The organism is Aquimarina longa SW024, assembly GCF_001401755.1.
Taxonomy (GTDB): domain Bacteria; phylum Bacteroidota; class Bacteroidia; order Flavobacteriales; family Flavobacteriaceae; genus Aquimarina; species Aquimarina longa.
This window is the reverse complement of sequence record NZ_AVQK01000010.1, coordinates 91843-112731: the sequence shown is the minus strand read 5'-3', so window position 1 is coordinate 112731 and position 20889 is coordinate 91843. Positions and strand designations below refer to the sequence as shown.

Sequence of the window (20889 nt, the reverse complement as noted above, 5' to 3'; positions counted from 1 at the left end):
ATAAAAAATAAAATAAAACACTAACAAACAATAACTTAACAATGATTTGTTGTTTTTTTTAAAACATAAAAAAATAAAACATATAAAAAACCTTATCCTAATTATATCATCTACACTATGAATTTATTATAATGAAATTCACAATATAACTAAGATGAATTATAGGCTATCATTTTATTTTGAAGATACGAAATACTAAAAATGTAATTTGAGATCCTTATTTCATTTAAGAATTGAAACATTTTAAGTACTACTTACATCAATTTTAAAACCCTGATCTTGTATTGTATTCTATATCATAAAAAAAACCTTTCAGATTAATGAAAGGTTTCCGTATTTCTTTTTTAGTTGAATACTTATTTTTTGGTTTAGAGTTCAACCTACATATAAATTGTAATCTATACCATTTTATATTATTTATTATTGTATTCGTTTAGTTCTCTGGTTTTACAGGTACATCTTCTATAGATGTATTACCATATGTAAATCCTCCTCTACCTTTCCACTCATCATCTAGTACTAGGTGTGCTGTAAATTTTTCTTGAATTACTCCAATAGCTGGAGGGGTTAAATAATGATTATACTCTCCTTCTAAACTTACTACTTTTGTAACTGAACCATATCCTGTTGCATAGATTTTTCCGTGAACATTTTTTACGATAATATTACTATTAGGACCTAATATTGCTTGCGTTATCTCAACTGTTCCTGACACACTATTACTTCCTGGAGCAACAACTAATTTAAAATGTGCTATAGGAGCTCCTGGAAGACCTACGTTCCCTATTGTTCCTGAAGCAAGATATGCTCCTACCAAAGCTTGCTTTTCTTCTACTTGAGTACTCATTTTACTTTTTATTTTTATTCAATTCTTACTCTGTTTAAGGTTTTTCAGATTCCACCATTATAAACAAACAGAATTTCATGATTCTATTATATTTTAAAGTTAAATAGTAAACTACTAAAAAAATATTTCATCATATTTCATCAAAAAAATAACAAACCTGATATACCTCTTTATCGTAAAAAAAGCTGCCAAAATAGTATTGGCAGCTTAGTTTTGCAAAATATAGTAAATAATCTTAATTCCTTATTTTAATTATGCTTTAGCTAATACATTATCCGACAATACTCCTTTAAATCCGATAGGTCCTTCTCCTTGATAGGTCATTTCTCCTGTAAATGTTTTTCCTTCATCAGTAGAATTGATTTTTAAGTTCACCACATTTTGATTGGTTCTAGAACCAATGATTAGATTTCCACCTGGATGCCAAGGGGCAGAATCACCTCCCCATTGATTTTCGGCAGCGTAGTTATTTGCTCCTATTTTAGTAGCTCTAAATCCAATAGGTCCTTCTCCTTGATAGGTCATTGTTCCTGTAAATGTTTTTCCTCCATCAGTAGAGTTGATATCATACGCTACAGGGTTTTGATCTTTTCTCGCTCCGAGTACAAAAGTACCTCCATCATGCCAAGGTGCTGTATGACCGCCCCATTGGTTTTCTACAGAATAACTACTCCCATCTGTTTCTAATCCTCTAAACCCTATTGGACCTTCTCCTGCATATATCATGGTTCCTTCTAAATTGGCACTATCATCAACACTATTAACTTTTAGTGCTATTACATTCTGTCCTTCTCGTCCACCGATGATCCAATTCCCTGCTGGATGCCAAGGCGCAGAATCACCACCCCATTGGTTCTCTACAGTATAATTATTACCACTGATTTGTTTTGCTTTAAAGCCTATTGGCCCCTCTCCGGCATACGTCATTGTTCCTGTAAAAGTTCTACCTCCATCACCTGATTTGATGTCGATTTCTACTACATTCTGATTGTCTCTGGATCCTAGAACCCAAGTTCCTCCAGCATGCCAAGGTGCACTATTACCACCCCATTGATTTTGTACATTGAAAATTGCCATTTTTATATATTTAAGTTAATAATTTTTTGATTTCCAAAAGCGCTTTTATTTCGATCAAATATTATGATAATAAATATATAACCAGTTACTTACGAATACTATTTCATCTTATTTCACCTTTAAAACCGTAAAAAAAAAAGCGATAATCATAGATCATCGCTTTTAAAAACGTAATTTTTGTATTACGAATATTACGCTGTTTCATTTAGGTTTAGAACGGGAAGTGTTTCCTCTTTAGATTCTTTACTAAATAAGGCTATTAAGTCTCCTGCATCTTTAGTTGTTTCGCTATATGGAATTAGTTTTATAGTACCTTCACCAGCCATATTAGGAGGTGCTTGTAAGGATTTTAGAACAAAATACTGTTGTCCATCAATGGTAATAATACCATCTAATAGTGTTCTATGAAGGTCATTCATAAAAACAGGGCCTCTTACAGTTCTTGCCAGACCTGTGGTTTGCTTCTGAGCGGTTTGAAAAATCTGTAATGCTTTTGCTAATGGTATCCTAAAACAAGATTCGGAGTTATGATCTGCTTCTATAAACATATAATACGGAACCATCCCATGTGCAATCTGAGCGTTCCATAATGCACTCCAATCTTCTGGGGTGTCATTAATCCCTTCTACAATCGGTCCTTGGCATCGTATTACAGTACCCGTTTCTCGGATTCGTTTTATAGCTTCTTTTACTACGGAATTTTCTAACTCTCTAACGTGTGTAAAATGTGCACAGAGATTTAGATGTTTTCCTTTAGACTGAATGTATCTAAACAGCTCTAATAATTCATCTGCATCTTGATCAGTAGTAAATCGATAAGGCCACCATCCTAATGATTTAGAGCTGATGCGTATTACTTTTACAGAATCTATATCTAGTACAGGATCTATATACTTTTGCAATGTTTTGGCTTTTAATACTAATGGGTCTGCCCCTGTAAATAATACATCCGAAATTTCGGGATGTGCCTTTAGAAATGCTACAGGTTCATTAGGATCTTTATAGGAAGAATTTTGCTGTGCTTCTTTATTGTTAAACATAATCCATCTAAAACAGTAAGAGCAATAGGAATGACAAGTTTTAGCCATAGGATCAGGGAATAGGCTAACAATGGTTTCGAAATTACTATACATTCCTTTTACACGTACTCCATTTATCTTAGGAATACTAGTCTCACAATGTTTAACTTCAGGATACATTTTTTTCTTCACTTTTTGTATAAATGGCATCAGTGTTTTATCATCTAGGCCACTTTGATATAAAAGACGTAATGCTTTATAATCTACAGGTTGCAGCATTTCTTTTCTCGGAAAAATGAGTTTGTAGATTGGATCATTAGGGATGGCATCCCAATTGATTAAATACTCTAATACATAGGCATTTACTTTAAAATGAAAAACACTAGATAGAATATCAAACACTTCTCGTTCCTGATCGGGTAGTTTTAAGTAGTATTTTGTTTTTTTAAACGACGTATTATTATAAGATATAAATTTCATGGCTTGTCTTACTTTTTTTTAAATAAAAATACTCAATGGGTTTAACTGAGATTCGGCATGGGGTTGTCGTAGTTTACCCATTTTTACAGGTACATCATATAGTCTCCCAGGTGCAGTACGCCTCCAGAAATGTCGTAATCCAGGAACAATTACTTTAGCGACGGACAATCCTACATCTGGCTGTGTTAGATCTACCACTAGTGTTTCTAACCCATGTTTTTTTACACTATCAATACAGTAATATACACTATCATATACTGTTGCCTCACATAGTTTAGGATAATCAATCTGCATATTTTTTTGTATCCCTTCTAGAGGTACTACATATCCATTATTATCTAAGGTAGCTGTATTTAACCAGTCTATAAATATAGTATCTGTGGTTAGGTAAGATCCTTTAGTATTGATTACTACAGGAAGTAATTGATTGAGTTCTACAATGGCTCTTTCTAAAGCAATATGTGCGTCTATATGAGCTCCAAAAGCATAGAGTATTTGATCTTTACCATTTGTATCTAGATTATGGCTAATGGCTACAAAGACAGGGATATTTAAATCTGTAGTAATATCCAAAACATATAAGCTTCTGTCGATACTCTTATAATAAGTAACCATCTCATCAATATAAGGGTTAGCTGCTGTGGATAGGTCTATGGCTTGATATTGTATGCGATTATACCACCATATTGCAGCAGCATCTCTTTCTATAAGTTCTAAAAAACCTTGTAATATGGCTTCCTCTAGTGTATTACCTGCCGCACAACCGTTAGAATCTGGATATGCATAGAGTCTCTTTTCATCAGTTGCAGGGTATTGTGCATAGCAATAACAGGACGGGAGGTACTTAAATTCTTGTTCGGTTAAGCTATATACAGGAGTCCAGTCCATTATTGTATCGGTATCAAAAGGTATTGGAATCAATGAATAAAACTTGGTGCTTTCTTCATTGATACGTTCTCGATCTAGATACTGAGCATCACTATATAACATACAATCATTAGGATGAATTGCGTTTTCTAGTGTTGCATATGTAGCAGAAATCGTATAGGTTTTTCCTTGATACATTAAACTGTATCGTTCTATCGCTTCACATAATGCTCCTGTTTTGGCTTGTATAGCTGTTCTACCTTTACCTCCATTAGCGCTTCTAAGATGTAGGTTTAGCCAAAATAGAGAAGAGCTCTGTAGTGCTAAGTTTTTTCCTGACCCAAAATTATAGATGGGTACATTCGCTACGGGGTGATATTCTCTTAGATATGGAACAACACCTGTGATAGCGCTAACATGATGCTGGTATCGTTTTAGAGTTTCTTCTGGTTGTACTGTACGATACCCCCCAGGGTTATCAGCTACTGTTGTCTGTGGATGTAGTGTAATGGGGGATGGATGTTGTTCTACGAGTATAGAATCTCCACAGGCGGTACACTGTGGTCGTTTTACAACTGTATGTAGGGTACGTTCGCTTTTTTTTGTATCTAGCGCTATTACTGTATTCTTCAATGTCTCATTTTGCCCGTGATATAGCCAAGAGACTAGTTCTGATACTGCTACGCTTGTTGCCCATTGTTGGGCTAGAGGGTGACTCACCAGAGGGCGAGCAATTGATTCATTTGTTTTGGCGAGTGCCTGATATAATTTATTTTCTTGATCGTGTAATACTAATCTATGCTGTAGGCATTTCCAACAAGCAGCATCTGATACACTAGGAGTCATTAGTGGACCTATGTATGGTGTAGTACCTTGTAGTTTTAATACTAACCAAGAGGTATTATTTTTAATTGCGCTTTGATTGATTTTGGATAATTCTGGATGTAGGTAATCCGAGGTCAATACAATTATTAGAGATGGAGTATCTGACCATCGTAAACCTGTATCGGTACATGCTTTTTTAAAAGTAGTAAGAGCCTCTGTTCCTATAGTTCCTACGGTTTGTACTCCAATAGTTTTAGTCGCAAAAACCTTTGCCAGTTTTTGAGTAGTATAGCCTAGTTCTTCCCAATACGCACTTTGCTCTGTAGTAAACAATGGTTTGTTTTCTGTAATATATCCTTCAGTTTCTAATTGATGTAGGGTAATGAGGATATCACTAAGTGTGCTATTATAATCTTGATGGTTGGCAACAAGTATTTCTTTAGTGACTTGGGTATTGCTAATGGTATCTAATAACTGAATCGCTAATGGAGATTGTAATACGACACTATCTCGCTCTGATGACATAATCGTATACTGAGCATCTATTTTTACTTTAGCATAGTTTTCTTTAATTCTATAAAATGTGTCTGACATTATTGTAGTGTCCTTTTTTTATGGAGTTTGTATTGGGTATCGCGCTATAAAAATAATCAATGCCGTTTATTTTCTTAGAAAAAAGTTTAATTCCTTAATTATTTTGATCAAACGGCATTGATTGTATATTCTAAATTATGTACATGTTGCTATAAATTCTTCTACAGTCTCATCACTGTTATAAATTTTTAGATGTGTTTGTATATCAAATCTAGGACTACTGTAGGGTACATACAAGGTATATTCATATGTTTCTCCTTTTTGTAATGTTAACCCAACCTCCTTAAAATCGTTCTTAGCATTGATCCCATTAAATGATGGCTCAGAGGTATTGATGGTAAAAAAACCTGGATCTAGTTTTTGATAATTTCCTGATTGTTTTTTATCGTATAAAAAATCATTCTCGCCTAGAAGAGATACTTCTAGTTGGTATGGTTTTTCTTCTAAAATGATTTGAGATAGTTCAGTATTGTTTGATCGCTGAACTTTTTTAGTAATTACAAATTTAGATTTTGATACCGAGGTATCTAAAAGAATAGTTGTTTTTAGTGGAATTTTCATCTCACATCCTGGCCAGAAGTACCATTCTTCTTCTGAACAATTAGTCTCATCAACACCTAATTGAGTTTTTAATTCCTCTAAAATATGCTGATATAATTGTGGTTTTTTTTGTGCTAATACAGCAAGTTCATCCATAGTATATCCTATGCTAACTGCAGATTTAGCTTTGTTAGTTTTAAACAAAGCTCCATTGGTTAATAATCCTCGTCTTAGATGATGATGATTTAGATAGGCATCTCGTATAGTATCATTAATCGATTCAAAAAAATATAGGGTATTAAAAAACTCTGATATCCGTAATGTGGTAACCCTTGTCGTATTAATTTGATGTTCTGATGTAAGTATATCCGAAGATATATTTTTATCAATATTACTATACGCCTGATATACAGGGTCATTAGAACCATCATCAAACAATGCTTTGATTTGATTTCTAATGAGTTCTTCTGTAGGTTTTACAAGGACTTCTTTTTCGACTTCTGTTGCTGTCATGGTTTTAGTTTTAAAAGTTGTATAAAAATTTAATTAGGTTTGTGTAAGATACTTTAAACAACTATGCCGACAAATAAACCTTGCTATTTTTTTATACGCTGCTAACCTATACCTCCTTAGGTAGTTGTTAAAATAATTTCCGCTGCTTCTTTTTTATCATTACAGTATACTTTTGTTAGCATATCTTTATCCGGGATAAAACAAGGCATGATAAGTATTGCTTCATAATTTGTCAGATCACCAACGTTAAATGGAAGAATAACTTTTGATTCATCGCTTTCTGGTAAAAGCTCTCTTTTGATTGTCTTTATTCCGGATGAGCCACTACTAAAAACCTGAACAAATAGAGGGGATTCTTTTATCGTAATTGTTTCTTGATCATTTCCTTTTTTAGTAAAATATAAGGTTGGCCAAGAGGTATCATAATCTAAAATTACTTTTGTATGTTCTGGTAATTTCATACCACAGCCTTTCCAATATTCATTTTCAGTATCTTTCCACACATATCCATCTTTATTTTTACCATCTGTTAAGAAAGCAACTGTTTTAGATGGATCCTGAAAAGCTTTTAATAATTCTGGATTTTTAGCACATCTAAGACTAAGCTTAAAGTATTGCTCACAGATATAGTATATGTCCTTTTGGTTTGCATTCCAATTAAGAGGTAATGATTGGAATTCTGGTTGTAAGAGTTCTGTTTCCATGGTTTTGGTTTTTAAGAGTTACAAATAACCTTTAACTAATTCGCTATAAGATACTTGAAACTATTATAGCTACAAAAAAATAAGGTTCATTTATGAGATTTTTAATACTATTATTTCATAAACAAACCTTGTTTTTCTATACTCTGTTGATCTATAATTTTAGCAAGTGGTTAATATAATTTCTGCTGCTTCTTTTTTATCATTACAATATACTTTTGTTAGCATATCTTTATCTGGGATAAAACAAGGCATGATAAGTATTGCTTCATAACTTGTCAGATCGCCAACGTTAAATGGAAGAATAACTTTTGATTCATCGCTTTCTGGTAAAAGCTCTCTTTTGATTGTCTTTATTCCGGATGAGCCACTACTAAAAACCTGAACAAATAGAGGGGATTCTTTTATCGTAATTGTTTCTTGCTCATTTCCTTTTTTAGTAAAATATAAGGTTGGCCAAGAGGTATCATAATCTAAAATTACTTTTGTGTGTTCTGGTAATTTCATACCACAGCCTTTCCAATATTCATTTTCAGTATCTTTCCACACATATCCATCTTTATTTTTGCCATCTGTTAAGAAAGCAACTGTTTTAGATGGATCCTGAAAAGCTTTTAATAATTCTGGATTTTTAGCACATCTAAGACTAAGCTTAAAGTATTGCTCACAGATATAGTATATGTCCTTTTGGTTTGCATTCCAATTAAGAGGTAATGATTGGAATTCTGGTTGTAAGAGTTCTGTTTCCATGGTTTTGATTCTAAGAGTTATACAGAAGATTTAACTAATTTGCTATAAGATACTTGAAACTACTGTACCCACAAAAAGATAAGGTTCATTTATGAAATTTTTAATACTATTATTTCATAAACAAACCTTGCTGTTTTTTATACGCTGCTAACCTATTATTTTATGAAGTGGTTAATATGATTCCCGCTGCTTCTTTTTTATCATTACAGTATACTTTTGTTAGCATATCTTTATCCGGGATAAAACAAGGCATGATAAGATTGCATCGTAATTTGTCAGATCACCAACGTTAAATGGAAGAATAACTTTTGATTCATCGATTTCTAGTAAAAGTTCTCTTTTGATTGTCTTTATTCCGGCTGAGCCATTACTAAAAACCTGAACGGATAGAAGGGATTCTTTTATCGTAATTATTTCTTGATCATATCAAAATTTGAAACTATTTCTCACAAAGTCAATTGATTTTTGATCGCTTCCAAAGCTACTTTGGCTTTGAAGAATGAACGAAATTTTCTTCTTAATTTTTTCATATGTACAACATTAAATTTACAATTTAAATTGCTGTCTTAAAAATGGGGGAGTATTACAGTTCTTGGCTATATTTGAAAACGGGTCAAACTATAAATAGCCTAACCCGCTGAAGTTTTATTTACACAAAATTTTGGATACTGTCCAAAAAAATAATGATTAACAACTTGTTAATATTATTTCTGGTTGATCTGTTTCAACATTCTCATTATTAAAATATACTTTAGTTAACATATCTTTATTTGGTATAAAACATGGCATGACGAGTATTGCATCGTAATATTTCAAATCATCTGTATTGAATGGTAAAACCACTTTTACTTCTTGACCTTCTTTTAAAAACTCTCTTCGATTAAATTTTTTTTGTTCAATTAAGCTAGGATTGTTAGTAAATGCCTGTATCATTAAAGGAGATTCTTTTATAGTGATTGTCTCTTTCTCTCCCTCTTTTTTTTCAAAATATAATGTTGGCCAAGACACTTCGTAATCTAAAATTACCCTTGTGTTTTTAGGTAATCTCATTCCACACCCTTTCCATTTCTCTCCATTTTCATTAGTCCAAACATACTGCCCGTTTTTAATTCCATCTGTTAAAAAAGCAACTGTATTTTCAGGATTTTGAAATGCTTTCAACAAATCTTTATTTTTATCACAGTTGAGACTAAGTTCAAAATATTTTTTACAAATATTATAAATATCTTTTTCTGTTTTAGAGCTTAATTCATGATTTTCCATTTTTTTCTATAAAATTTATTTTAGTTAAACAATAGTTTTGTCAGCTAATATTTGAGTTATTGCTGTAATACTTTTTTTATCGCTTATTTGAGATTTTAAAAGATGTAAATCTTTAACACATTCTTGCTTTAATTCTAAATTACTAGTAGTCCGATAGCAATCTATCAAAGTTCTTAGAGAGTATAATATCGCTTTAGTATCTTTGGCTATACTAAGTGCTTTCTTAAAATTAGTATCAATCTCTGTTTCAGTTGTTTTTTTTAATTTTGCTAAACACATTGCTTTTAATCTATATAAATCTGCAAGTTGAAATTTTTCTCCATTATTTTCTCCTTCAATAATACAGTTTTCTATAATTTTGAGAGATCTTTCAAATTTATTAGTGTTATATGCTGTTTGCGCTATTACTAGAGAGTAGTAGGTTCCTGCAGCCCTTACACCAGTACTATAAATAAGATCTCTATTTTCTGCAGCCATTTGAATATCTCCATTTAATAACCCATTAAGAACATTAAACAAGTATAAAAATGTTGTAAAATCATAGTGAATTAAAAAATCTAGATGTTCTTTATAAATTTCTCTAATACTGTCATAATCATTTCGATAGAAATAAAGAGAGATATACAATGCTAAAGCATAAGCTTTTGTATGTGCATCATTCAGTTCTTCCATTATTTTAATACCGATACTACTAAATTTATTACTTTTATTAAAATCTCCTTTAAAAGCATATACATTTGACAATACTAAACAGCTATAAACTTTATAATCTATCCCAAAAGACTCTATAATTCCTTCTCCTTTTATATGATCATAAATAGTAATAGATTTTAACAATTCAATTTCAGCTTTTTCATACTCTCCAAATAGCCAATTTTTATAACCATTTATACCGTAAAGAGCAATAAGCAATTTTTGTTGATCTAATTCTAAAGCATCCTTTTCCGCTTTTTCCCATAAAACTTCATACTTAGAATAATTCGAAGCCATTAGATTAAATTGAATTCTAGTCCATAAAATATTCAACAACCAATCAGAACTATTCTCCAATAAAAGGCTCAATTTTTCAGACTTATCATTGATTAGTTTGACTTCTTCATTAGCAAACCCTTTAACAGCTATTAATGCTTGAACTAAGTATTGATTGGTTCGTAATTCATATTCTATTTTTTGTGTTCTTATCTCAATTTTTCTAGCCCATTCTATAACTATATTAGATTGATTAATTGATTCCAAGTACAATGATTTTTTCAGAATATCAGCTATAGATTCTAACCCATAAAAAGATGCTTTCTCATATTGTGCTGCTTCTGCAAGATGTCTAGCTAATTCAAAAGGGTTTTCTCTTACAATATCATGAAAATCATGCTCTATAGTTTCTGCAACTCTACCATGTACCTCTTGTTTTAGTATCGTTACCATACTATCATATGCAGCATCACGGATCAATGCATGACGAAAAACATATGTTTCTTTTTGCACATTACGATGACAATAGATCAGGTTAGCTTGTAAAAGGATATTAAGATTAGATTGCACCATATCTTCGTCATTAAGAGAGGATTTAACCAAAAGATCATAGGTAAATTCTCTACCGATAGCGGATGCTAATTGTGCGGTTTCTTTAGCAAACCCTAAGCTATCTAATCGAGCATTTAATAATCCTTTTAGGGTTACCGGAACTGATGTTTCGTCAAAAGATTCTTTTAGTTGATAGGTATTATTTCGTAATACTAAATACTGCTGCTCTAACAGCATATGTGTTAGATCCTCTATAAATAATGGTATTCCATCTGTTCTGTCTACAATATAATCTAATGCTTTTTCTGTAACCTCTTGCTGTACGATATCTCTTATAAGTGTCTGAGTATACGATTTGGTAAGTGTGCTTAATTCTATAGTTGTCAAGTTCTCTTTATTCCAATTGTATTGAAATTCTGGGCGCGCGGTACATAGTAACAAGTAGTTTTCTTGAGCAATTGTATCGATTAAGGTCGTTAAAAAATCAAGACTTGTAGGATCTATCCAGTGTAGATCTTCTATAATAAATACGAATTTTTTTTGCGCATCTATACTAAGGATGCACTTCTTTAAAGTATCGAATAAAATTTCTTTTTGTTCTGATGGCGGCAATACAGAAATCTGATACGCTTCTCCCAGAGGAATCGAAAACCAAGAACATAATACAGGGATTACTGTAGGTAAGTCGCAGTGTGCTTTTTTTAGAATTACTTCTAATTGAGGGATCAATGTTTCATCATCGTGCAATGCCATATCCTTTTTAAGCATTTCAAAAATTGGATGTAAAGCATTATTCTGATATTCTGGCAAACAGCGACATTCTCTAACAATTACCTCATCATGGATCAGTTGTTTTTTAGTTTCATAAATGAGCTTAGATTTTCCTATTCCTGCTTGCCCCTGAATGAGTATTGCACTACCATTTTTATTTTCTATAGTGTTCCAGATTTCCTGTATTTGATCTTGTTCTATCTGTCTACCAATCATTTTTTGATCTGCACTACGAGGGCTTAGGTTTGATAAAGCTTCTGCCATACGTTCTCCTGTAAGTAGATAGGTTGCCACAGGTTTTCCTCCTATACTAGAAACACTTTGTGTAGCAAATGCTTCAAACTCTAAGTAGGGATCCAGTAATTTTTTGGATGCTTTACCCACTAGAATATGACCTGGTTGAGTAGTATATACCAAATTAAATGCAATATTGGCTATCAACCCATCAGGCGGAGTTTTATGTTGTATAAGTACTGTACCAGAGTTCATTGCCACTCTGATATCAATTTCTATTTTGTGCTGTGCATATAGTAGTGTACTTCTTTTCTGAAATTGGCTTATGAGTTCTAACGCGGTTCTTCCTGCTCGTCTCGCATCATTATCACTACCTTGTGGATATCCAAAATACATGATAATGGTATCCGCCATTATTCCTGAGATATATCCTCCATATCGAGTTCCAATATCCTTACAATGCTGTAATTGATCTTTTTGTATGGTTTCTAAGGTTTCTATATCCAATGTAGAATCTTCTGTCATTGACAGTCCCAGTTTGGCACATAATACAGTAATTTCTCGTTTTTCACTGTGTGTACTACGCCATACAAATTGATTGACTGCGGTGGCATCATCTAAGGATGTTGCTGTGTTTAATGGTTTGATTTGCCCTACTATCGTATTAAAATTAATTTTAGAATAGGCCTCAAAAACACTGGTCGCCTGATGTGCTCGTTGTAGTGGATCTTTTCTTAATACTGTTTTTAATACATTAGCTAATGGATGTTCTGCTATAGATAGTGGGATTACAATATCTACAGTATTTAATTGCTGTTGGAATATCTCTGCTATAGTATTACCTTGTATTACAGGTTGTCCTGTAAGGCATTCTAAAACAATCAGTCCCCATGCATAGAGATCTGATTTTATTGTAGTTGGCTCCCCTCTTAATTGCTCAGGCGCACAGTATGCAGGGGTTCCTAAAAGCTCTTGAGGAAGTGTTATGCTAGCATAATCGCTTATTTTAAAATCATTGGTAAAAGCTCCTATACCAAAATCAAGAATCTTAGCATAGGTACTCGTTCCTGTTTTGGTTACCATAATATTATATGGTTTTAGATCTCGGTGTACAATTCCTCTGGAGTGTGCGTATACCAAAGCTTCTAGAACTTGTCCCATTAGTACTCCTGTTTCTTCTGCAGATAAGCTGTTTTGAGAATTGATCAGCTCTTTTAGGGTTGTTCCGCTGATATATTCAAAAACTGCAAAAGGTTCGTTGTTTACCGTATATCCTTTGTCTAACAGTTTTACAATATTAGGATGACTAATCTGTGCACATAATTGTGTTTCTCTCTCAAAACGAACAATTTGTTGCCTTTTAGATTGCCCATCTAAAGCATCCTTAAATTTTAGCATTTTGATCGCTACGGTTTGACCTGTGCTAACTTGTTCTGCCATATAAACTAGCCCATATCCTCCTTCTCCTATTTTTTTTAGTATGGTGTAATTCTCTAGATGAACGGTAGTTTTGGGGTCTTTATTCATCGAAAATTGTTTCATAGTAACATCGTGTTATTGATTATCTATACTTGTCGTTCTTTTAATCTGTTGTTGCCAATATTTCGCCAACACATTCTTCTTCTTTTAATATTTGAAAATAACGATGTGAAAAACGCATTTCTCCATGTCTTCGTTCTATAATATTAGAAAATAAATATCCGTACGGTTTTGTATCCATTAAGAGTTTTCTGATACGGTAAATTTTTAGATTTAGATAATACGTATCTAATTCTTTACCAAACTCTTTGCTCATATCCTCGAGTAACTCATCAATGGTTATCCAACCTTGATCATTAAAAACACATCCCATACGTACATCTGCTAATCGTTTTCTTGCCAAAGCAAGCAGAATATAATTATGTACTCGTTCTCCTAAGTCTAGTTCTTGATTTTCGATAATGATTTTGACACGAATATGCTCTTCATCAGAACTTAATAAAAACTGGAAATAAGCATTGTTTACGACATATCCATTATCCATAGTATCTTCTAAAATCCTATTTTCTATATACGTATATTCTTCTCCATTGATTTTATATGTCGTATCATGTACTAAATCTAAAACATTTTCTTTTGTTTCCAACTTCCATACTCCTTCTGCTGGATATATAAACACATCAGGTGATTTTTCATTCGGAAAAGCATGATATGAAGCGAGCTCTATCACTAGGCCCTTGCTCTCTAAAGGTTTTAGATAACTCTTAGGAGGAGATAGATTTATCACTTCCCACTGTGTAGATTTTTGCTCTCCAAATTGTATTTTGTGATTTTCTAAAAGCTTTACTGTAGTATGATTAATATATTTTCCATTAATCAAAGTCCCATTTCTACTGTAATCCTGCACATACCAATCGTTTCCTTTCCAAAATATCAATGCATGCGATTGAGAGATATCTTGTTCTGAAAGATAAGTATTAGCTGTATGTCGATTTCTACCAAAGGTATGTTGCGTATTAAGGTATATTACCTCTTCTGTTTGACTATTTTTTATAATTGCCATCCCGTACTTTTATAAATATAGTATTCTGTGTTTTAAATTTCCTTGTCTTTTTTTATCATTTTACCATATATAATATATCTTAAAATGAAACTGAAATCCTTCTTAAATAGTAACTAAATTTATTCTTTAGTTTTAATTAAAAAAAAGCTACAATAACAATTAGATATAATATAGTTCTTGAATAAAAAATATAATTATATTTTATCCAATACGGCATATACAATTTTGATAAAAGTTAAGAATCTAAATAGGGATTATTTAATTTTTGAGAGAGATTGAACAGGGTTTTTAGTGGAGTAAGAATCATGTGTTTAGGCTTTAGTTAGTTCGTTATTTAATTAATGTTTTTAGGTTTATATATGATTTAACGCCTTTCTTTAAAGACGCTATAATACTTAATATCAATCTACTAGTTTATGATCATAAAAACTAATACCAAAATACGTGATAACCATTATTAAATTACGGTTATACCTTTGTTTTTCAGTCAATTACTTCATAACTTGCTACCCAAGTTAGTTTAAATTTTATTATCCACCAAAAAAACATGATGGGATTGATAACGTTTGTATACTCGTCATTAATCATAATTTTTTGATATGTATATTATGTATGAAATTATAGTTATAAATACACGCCTGTTATACATATTCTTTTTGCTATTCCCTTTTAGATTATTTATAAAACTAATTAAGCATCAATACACTTATCTTTATTCAGACCTATAAATCTAGGTTTAATCGTATTGTATTAAAACCCCATCGATCTACAGCAAATTACCTCTCATTGATACTAAAATACTTTAACCCAAAGATATCCTATACTTACCTTTAAAAAGAGCACCTTTGGTAGTGTTATAAACATTTTCTAACTTAAATTCTAAAAATACAATGGGCTTTAATTTTTTATTAATAGACGATGACTAAATAGGGTAATTAATAACTACTACCGATAATATCATCTTATGTATAAATAATGTAACAAGTATGTATCTAAGGGAATTTAAAGCAATTAAAGTTAGGAAGTTATATCCCTCGGCAGATCAAACAATATCTTTTGGTGAGCCAACACTATAATTGTATAAGACTGCTCATATAAATTATGCTCCCAGTACTAATTTTATAGTTCCTAGCTACATTTATAGGTGTCTTTGTTCTTTTTATCACTCTCCCAGTATCAATTGTATGCTTCCCAGTCGCCGGGAGAGAATATAGCAACGCCGGGAATAGTTATAATAGTGCCGGGAAGGTATATAACAATACTGGGAGAGGGTAATATAGTGCCGGGAGAGCGTATAGCAACGCCGGGAGCAGTGATAATAGTGCCGGGAAGGTATATAACAGTACTGGGAGAGGGTAATATAGTGCCGGGAGAGCGTATAGCAACGCCGGGAAGAGTTATAATAGCACTTCAATGCGATCTGGAATGTCTACCTTTATTTAGACGAGACAGTATCCAGAACTTCTTAATATATTTGAATTATATGATAATAGTCGTTATGACAAATATTTTTAAATATCTGTAAAATACCCATTAAGCAAAAAATCAAAATTCCGAACCTACCCTATTTTATTATTTCTTTTAGCAAGTAATCATTTTTACATTTTGCCAATCGAGTACTTACCGTATCGAAAATAGAAAACTGCGATTTTTATTGACAAAACAGTAAAGAATAGGGCATATACTAAAAATCGAAGCCTCCCAAAACCTCAAAATATTGGACAACCTATAAGTTTAGATAATTTTAATACGGAATGTGATGATCACTTTTCGTATTTTTATTCTAAGGCTATATTAATTTCTGAAAAACCTTGTAATAGTCGGGGTAATCACTACCCATTTCTTTAACACTTCTACGTTCTATGTATTTTTGAAATTCGTTATAAGATTCCTTCTTCTGTCCCGCATTATATAAAACCTTTCCTTTATATAATGGTAGTGCATCGTAATTATCTGCGTTTAAATATTTATCGAGTTTACTAATAATGCGTAGGGCTTCTTCATCGTTGTTATTCTCGGTATGATACTCTACGATTTTTATGATAAAGTCGCTTGCTGCTTTGTAGTTTTCTTTAGGTTCTGGTAGCGCATGAAAAGCATTTTCTAAAATTTCGATAGCCTTATCCATTTTGCCTTGTCTATATTGCTGTTGCGCTTGTGTAAAAGCATCATCTACGATGTTTTGTTGATCTTCGGTGAGTCTATAATACGGGGTGTTTTTCTTTAGAATAGAATCGCCATCATAGGTATTAACTAATATCGCTTTATTTTCTCCTGTAAAGGGCATCGCTAGTTCGCCGTCACCCCAACGATCTATATTACAAATTTTATCGTACTCTCCCAATTGCGGATATGTTTCCCAATTACTTTCTATATTTACGGGGTCGCTCGCTTCTTTGGCTTCTTCATATTCTTTACCGTCCTTCTCATCTATATAGCGTTCCCATACGGTTAATTTACCTTCGGGCGTAAAGATATATTGAACATCCTTGATGACATCGAGCATCGTATAAAAATTGTCATTATCGGGATAAATAAAATAATGTAAACTCGTTAAGAACAATTTTTCAGGATGATGACCGTTACTAAAAACATAATCCATATGAATGCGGTTACACTCGTCTATAAACTCAACAATTATATTACCTTCATTAAAAGTAAGACTTATCAAAGGTTGATCGTTATCATCTAAAAAAGCGGTTACATTAAAAAACAATTTATTTTCATAGGCATATTGTGCCCACGCATCAAGTGATATTAAATGTTTTTCAAGTTCTTCTGTTGAGATTTCGTTCTGATACAAAGTCCTATAATAATCTAATGTATCTTCTTCGTTTTGAATTTCGCCGTATGATCCATTCCAACCACACAACGTATATTTTAATTTTTCCATTACCACCATTTTAATATATCATCGGTTACGGTTTTAACTTCATCAAAAATAACTCTCTTTTTCCTAGCATAATCTTTCACCTCTTTAGGAATAGGCTTATTTTGTTTAGGAATTTGTAAAATTGATTTCCCTTTTAATTCTTCTGCTCCCGCACGTTTAGGGTTTTGTATTTTTTTACCGCTCTTATATTTTTCTGCAAGCTCATCAATATATTTTTTCGCTGTATCAAAAGTGGCATCTGCAAGTTGCGTTGCTTTCCGTGAAATAATATATTTCCCTGCTACAATAGCATCAACTCTGGCTTTCATTCCTTTTAACCAAACTTCGTGTACAGCGTCGGTCATTTGCTTTTTCATCAATTGGTCAAAGCGAATACCTTTTAAAAGATTTTGCGCCCATTTCTGCCCAGCTTTTGCCATTGTTTTAAGGCACGTATAATTATGAACGAGCCATTGATACACCCCCACAAAATAGGTGTGCCAATCTGCAACCTCAAAATTATAAACTTTTTGCTGTTGATGTATAAAATTAGCGGCTTTTATTTGATGCCATTTGCCCGATTTGTTTTTAACATGTTCATCTATATTCAGGTCTGCGGCTTTTTTCCAACCTTGCCGTGTATAAAAGGGATGTTCTGCGGTGGTTTCAATTAGTTCATTTTCTAAGGTCAATTGCAGTGTGGCATCCACTACATTGCTAAAGGTGTTTACTACTTTTTTAAGTGCTTGCTTGCCTGTATTTTCATCATACGACCAAACCAAATCATCTATTTGTATTTGCTCTATGGGTTTAAGCCCCTCACTTGTGGCAATGGGTGTACCTTTTACAAAACAAGCGGTAACGCAAAACTTACCTTTTCCTAATCGCGCGGTAGCTTTGGCAACTCCTTTTGCAAAAGCTTTCGCGCTGCCTTTTGCCAATCCTTTTATGCCACTTTTAGCAAGCATTTTACTAGTGGATTTAGCAACATTTTTTACCGTTGCTTTTGCGGCTGCTTTAATCCCTCCTTTTACCGCACCTTTAATAGCTGTCGTTCCTATCGAAGCAGTACCCAATGTTAAGACATCAACCACCAAAAAACCGACATTCAGGGCAAACATACCCCAATTGCCCTTTTTAGCTTCACGTACCATACCAATTATATTACCCACTACAGGAATGAGTTCGGCGGTGTCCCACCAACCCCAACCGCTACCATCTTCCGGTTCCCCATGTTCTTTTAAAAGTGCATCCAGTTCTTCGGGGGGCAACGGTACTTGTCCGCTATTAAGAAATGATATTTTACCTCCTACGCTACAGTTTATGCAACTTTTAAAGAGTAAGGTTTTACCATGATTAATCTTTACATCATAGGTATCTTGCCATTCCAAAGGAACAGGCATACAAGGATTGCCATTTTGCATCGAACACGCCCCAAAAGGCATAATATGTTTGTTGGGTATTTTATCGAGTGTATTTGAAGTTGTGACACCTCCAAAGGTAACGCCTTCGCCGTGTGTTGGTTGAAATTGAGAAGGTGCTGCGCCCTTGTCGCAAAGCATTAATGCCCCCTTCACAACATATTCTAATTTTTGTGACATTCGTTTAATTTATGCAGCTTAACGGGGGTTTTAGCTGTCAAAGGTTTTAAAAGTTTTGGTACTGCAATTTAATAAGATAATGAACTACAGTACATTAATTTTTATATTTTTTCATTCTTCATTTTTGCCATAAGCGCATAACAGGTTTTTGATGATTTGAGAAAAAACAAGATCATGGGGGTAATACTGGATTGAAGCAAAAAAAATTTACATATTCTATAATTTTCATTACATATTTTTAGTGTTTTTCGTAGTATTTGAAAACAAAGATAAATAAAATAATCAAAAGGGTGTCTTTAAAGACACCCTTTTTTATATGCGAAATGTAAAAATTTGCTAGATGGATAAAGTTGATTATACAAAACGACAAGAAGCGATTGCAAAACGCATTAAAGAATTACGTATCAATGCAGGATATACTAGCTATAAGAAATTTGCGATTGAACATAATTTTGAAAATAAAAGCGTATGGCGGTGGGAAGAAGGTGTTAATTATACAGTAGATACCCTTTTTAAAATTATGGATATTCACAATATTACGATTGAAGAATTTTTTAAAGGAATGAAATAAAACGTAAAATCCTCGTCAACATGATAGGGATTAGTGATTTATAGTGTCCCTACTACGATGTTAGTTTCCTAATCATAAATATCCATTTATAATAATCCTAAATAGATACCATTGGATCATACCACTGTACTGATGTAAAAACAGTACTAAATAAAAACGGAATGACTATATTCGTTTTAGTATCATTTTTCAAAACGATATTCTAAAATCAACAACCTCGGAGCAAGCCCACAAGGTATGTTTCTGAAAAAAATATTTTGATCCCTAGGCAAACCTTAAAGAATCAACCCTCAATGAGAGATTAAAAGAATCGTGGATAAATAATACGCTTATTTCTATTAAAGATTTCATATCGTAAAAAGAACTCATATGATCCCGAGTTAAATTCTGTATTTCCTAATGCTGTAGTTTCCCAATCATATGCAAATCCAAGCATCATTGCATCCGAAATCTGATACCCCGTAAGAATACTTATAGCAGCACTCCATCTATAGGCTGCTCCTATGGTAAACTTATCATATATTAAAAAATTTGCAGATATATCTGCCTGAAGTGGTGCTCCTACTACTCCTTTTATTAATACAGCAGGTTTACATTTTAAATAATAATTAAGATCAAAAATATATCCTCCTATGAAGTAATAATTGATTCGTTCTTTTGCCAAAAATGAAGAAGCCTTATTATCGTTTCTTGATTCATCAAAATGTTTTGTTTCTAAAAGATTAGGTGCAGAAACTCCCAGATATAATTTCTCATCATAATAGTATGTTCCTACACCGACATTAGGCGAGAACTTATTATCTATATTAGTATCTAAAAGAATATCTCTATTGGTATATTGATTAAGATGGTTAAAATTAATATCTAAAAGATGTCCTCCTGCTTTTACTCCGAATGCCAATTTCCCATCGTTAGATGTATTAATAGTGTATGAAACATCTATATCAAAATAGGTTTCTTGAGTAGGTCCTATCTTATCATTTATGATAGACACCCCTAACCCTACTTTATTGGCTCTTCCTACTGGTGTATGAATACTCAACGTTTGTGTTACTGGAGCTCCTCCAACTCCTACCCATTGATTACGATATAATCCCGTAATACTTATACTTTCTCTAGAACCTGCATAGGCAGGGTTAACACTAATGGTGTTGTACATATATTGAGTATATTGAGCATCCTGCTGAGCAGTTGTTTTTATAGCATTAAATAGTAATATAACAACTATTAAGAAATAAGTTTTATGCATTTTTAATAGGTTTGATTATTCTTATCAAGAAAAGTAAGTTTTATGTGTTTTG

At 32.7% G+C, this 20889-nt stretch carries 14 protein-coding genes; 1 reads left to right on the top strand and 13 read right to left on the bottom strand.

Going from position 1 to position 20889, the window contains the following annotated elements; all coding sequences use genetic code 11:
• Positions 1-433 precede the first annotated feature (433 nt).
• From N456_RS00285 to N456_RS00225, 12 genes are all read right to left on the bottom strand, one after another.
• Positions 434-847: a DUF1842 domain-containing protein gene (locus N456_RS00285; RefSeq protein WP_062052680.1), complete on the bottom strand. Its 414-nt coding sequence runs from the start codon at positions 845-847 to the stop codon at positions 434-436.
• 252 nt (positions 848-1099) lie between these two features.
• The gene (locus tag N456_RS00280) at positions 1100-1924 is read right to left on the bottom strand and encodes a lectin OAA family protein (RefSeq protein WP_062052678.1); all 825 of its coding nucleotides are present in this window, start codon (positions 1922-1924) and stop codon (positions 1100-1102) included.
• A gap of 191 nt (positions 1925-2115) precedes the next feature.
• The gene (locus N456_RS00275) at positions 2116-3423 is read right to left on the bottom strand and encodes a KamA family radical SAM protein (protein ID WP_062052676.1); all 1308 of its coding nucleotides are present in this window, start codon (positions 3421-3423) and stop codon (positions 2116-2118) included.
• A gap of 18 nt (positions 3424-3441) precedes the next feature.
• Positions 3442-5709 carry a TOMM precursor leader peptide-binding protein gene (locus N456_RS00270; RefSeq protein WP_062052674.1) on the bottom strand — a complete coding sequence of 756 codons (2268 nt, stop codon included), beginning with the start codon at positions 5707-5709 and terminating at the stop codon, positions 3442-3444.
• A gap of 135 nt (positions 5710-5844) precedes the next feature.
• Positions 5845-6762, bottom strand: a complete 918-nt coding sequence (locus tag N456_RS00265; protein ID WP_062052672.1) for a hypothetical protein — start codon at positions 6760-6762, stop codon at positions 5845-5847.
• Positions 6763-6878: 116 nt separating this feature from the next.
• Entirely contained in the window at positions 6879-7466 is a 588-nt protein-coding gene (locus N456_RS00260) for a hypothetical protein (RefSeq protein WP_062052670.1), read from the bottom strand.
• Between the two features lie 159 nt (positions 7467-7625).
• Positions 7626-8213 (bottom strand): hypothetical protein, encoded by a 588-nt coding sequence (locus N456_RS00255; RefSeq protein ID WP_062052668.1) that lies wholly within the window; start codon positions 8211-8213, stop codon positions 7626-7628.
• Positions 8214-8900: 687 nt separating this feature from the next.
• The gene (locus tag N456_RS00250; protein WP_062052666.1) at positions 8901-9476 is read right to left on the bottom strand and encodes a hypothetical protein; all 576 of its coding nucleotides are present in this window, start codon (positions 9474-9476) and stop codon (positions 8901-8903) included.
• Positions 9477-9500: 24 nt separating this feature from the next.
• Positions 9501-13544, bottom strand: coding sequence for a TOMM system kinase/cyclase fusion protein (locus tag N456_RS00245; protein WP_082422380.1), 4044 nt, complete (start codon positions 13542-13544; stop codon positions 9501-9503).
• A gap of 40 nt (positions 13545-13584) precedes the next feature.
• Positions 13585-14544, bottom strand: a complete 960-nt coding sequence (locus N456_RS00240) for an FHA domain-containing protein (protein ID WP_062052663.1) — start codon at positions 14542-14544, stop codon at positions 13585-13587.
• A gap of 1789 nt (positions 14545-16333) precedes the next feature.
• The gene (locus N456_RS00230; RefSeq protein WP_148639122.1) at positions 16334-17437 is read right to left on the bottom strand and encodes a tetratricopeptide repeat protein; all 1104 of its coding nucleotides are present in this window, start codon (positions 17435-17437) and stop codon (positions 16334-16336) included.
• Entirely contained in the window at positions 17437-19017 is a 1581-nt protein-coding gene (locus N456_RS00225) for a polymorphic toxin-type HINT domain-containing protein (protein WP_062052660.1), read from the bottom strand. Before N456_RS00225 ends, N456_RS00230 begins: the two co-directional genes overlap by 1 nt.
• A 340-nt stretch (positions 19018-19357) precedes the next feature.
• On the opposite strand from N456_RS00225, the gene N456_RS00220 reads away from it, so the two are divergent.
• Positions 19358-19588, top strand: a complete 231-nt coding sequence (locus N456_RS00220; protein ID WP_062052659.1) for a helix-turn-helix domain-containing protein — start codon at positions 19358-19360, stop codon at positions 19586-19588.
• Between the two features lie 301 nt (positions 19589-19889).
• Here N456_RS00220 and N456_RS00215 read toward each other — a convergent pair whose 3' ends face one another.
• Positions 19890-20837, bottom strand: coding sequence for a PorP/SprF family type IX secretion system membrane protein (locus N456_RS00215; RefSeq protein WP_062052658.1), 948 nt, complete (start codon positions 20835-20837; stop codon positions 19890-19892).
• Positions 20838-20889: the final 52 nt, after the last annotated feature.

What these genes read in the sequence shown, in the direction of transcription:
- N456_RS00230 (WP_148639122.1), bottom strand. Translation starts at nt 17,437, where the DNA reads ATGGAAAAATTAAAATATACGTTGTGTGGTTGGAATGGATCATACGGC.
- N456_RS00260 (WP_062052670.1), bottom strand. Translation starts at nt 7,466, where the DNA reads ATGGAAACAGAACTCTTACAACCAGAATTCCAATCATTACCTCTTAAT.
- N456_RS00285 (WP_062052680.1), bottom strand. Translation starts at nt 847, where the DNA reads ATGAGTACTCAAGTAGAAGAAAAGCAAGCTTTGGTAGGAGCATATCTT.
- N456_RS00280 (WP_062052678.1), bottom strand. Translation starts at nt 1,924, where the DNA reads ATGGCAATTTTCAATGTACAAAATCAATGGGGTGGTAATAGTGCACCT.
- N456_RS00275 (WP_062052676.1), bottom strand. Translation starts at nt 3,423, where the DNA reads ATGAAATTTATATCTTATAATAATACGTCGTTTAAAAAAACAAAATAC.
- N456_RS00250 (WP_062052666.1), bottom strand. Translation starts at nt 9,476, where the DNA reads ATGGAAAATCATGAATTAAGCTCTAAAACAGAAAAAGATATTTATAAT.
- N456_RS00255 (WP_062052668.1), bottom strand. Translation starts at nt 8,213, where the DNA reads ATGGAAACAGAACTCTTACAACCAGAATTCCAATCATTACCTCTTAAT.
- N456_RS00245 (WP_082422380.1), bottom strand. Translation starts at nt 13,544, where the DNA reads ATGAAACAATTTTCGATGAATAAAGACCCCAAAACTACCGTTCATCTA.
- N456_RS00220 (WP_062052659.1), top strand. Translation starts at nt 19,358, where the DNA reads ATGGATAAAGTTGATTATACAAAACGACAAGAAGCGATTGCAAAACGC.
- N456_RS00265 (WP_062052672.1), bottom strand. Translation starts at nt 6,762, where the DNA reads ATGACAGCAACAGAAGTCGAAAAAGAAGTCCTTGTAAAACCTACAGAA.
- N456_RS00270 (WP_062052674.1), bottom strand. Translation starts at nt 5,709, where the DNA reads ATGTCAGACACATTTTATAGAATTAAAGAAAACTATGCTAAAGTAAAA.
- N456_RS00225 (WP_062052660.1), bottom strand. Translation starts at nt 19,017, where the DNA reads ATGTCACAAAAATTAGAATATGTTGTGAAGGGGGCATTAATGCTTTGC.
- N456_RS00240 (WP_062052663.1), bottom strand. Translation starts at nt 14,544, where the DNA reads ATGGCAATTATAAAAAATAGTCAAACAGAAGAGGTAATATACCTTAAT.
- N456_RS00215 (WP_062052658.1), bottom strand. Translation starts at nt 20,837, where the DNA reads ATGCATAAAACTTATTTCTTAATAGTTGTTATATTACTATTTAATGCT.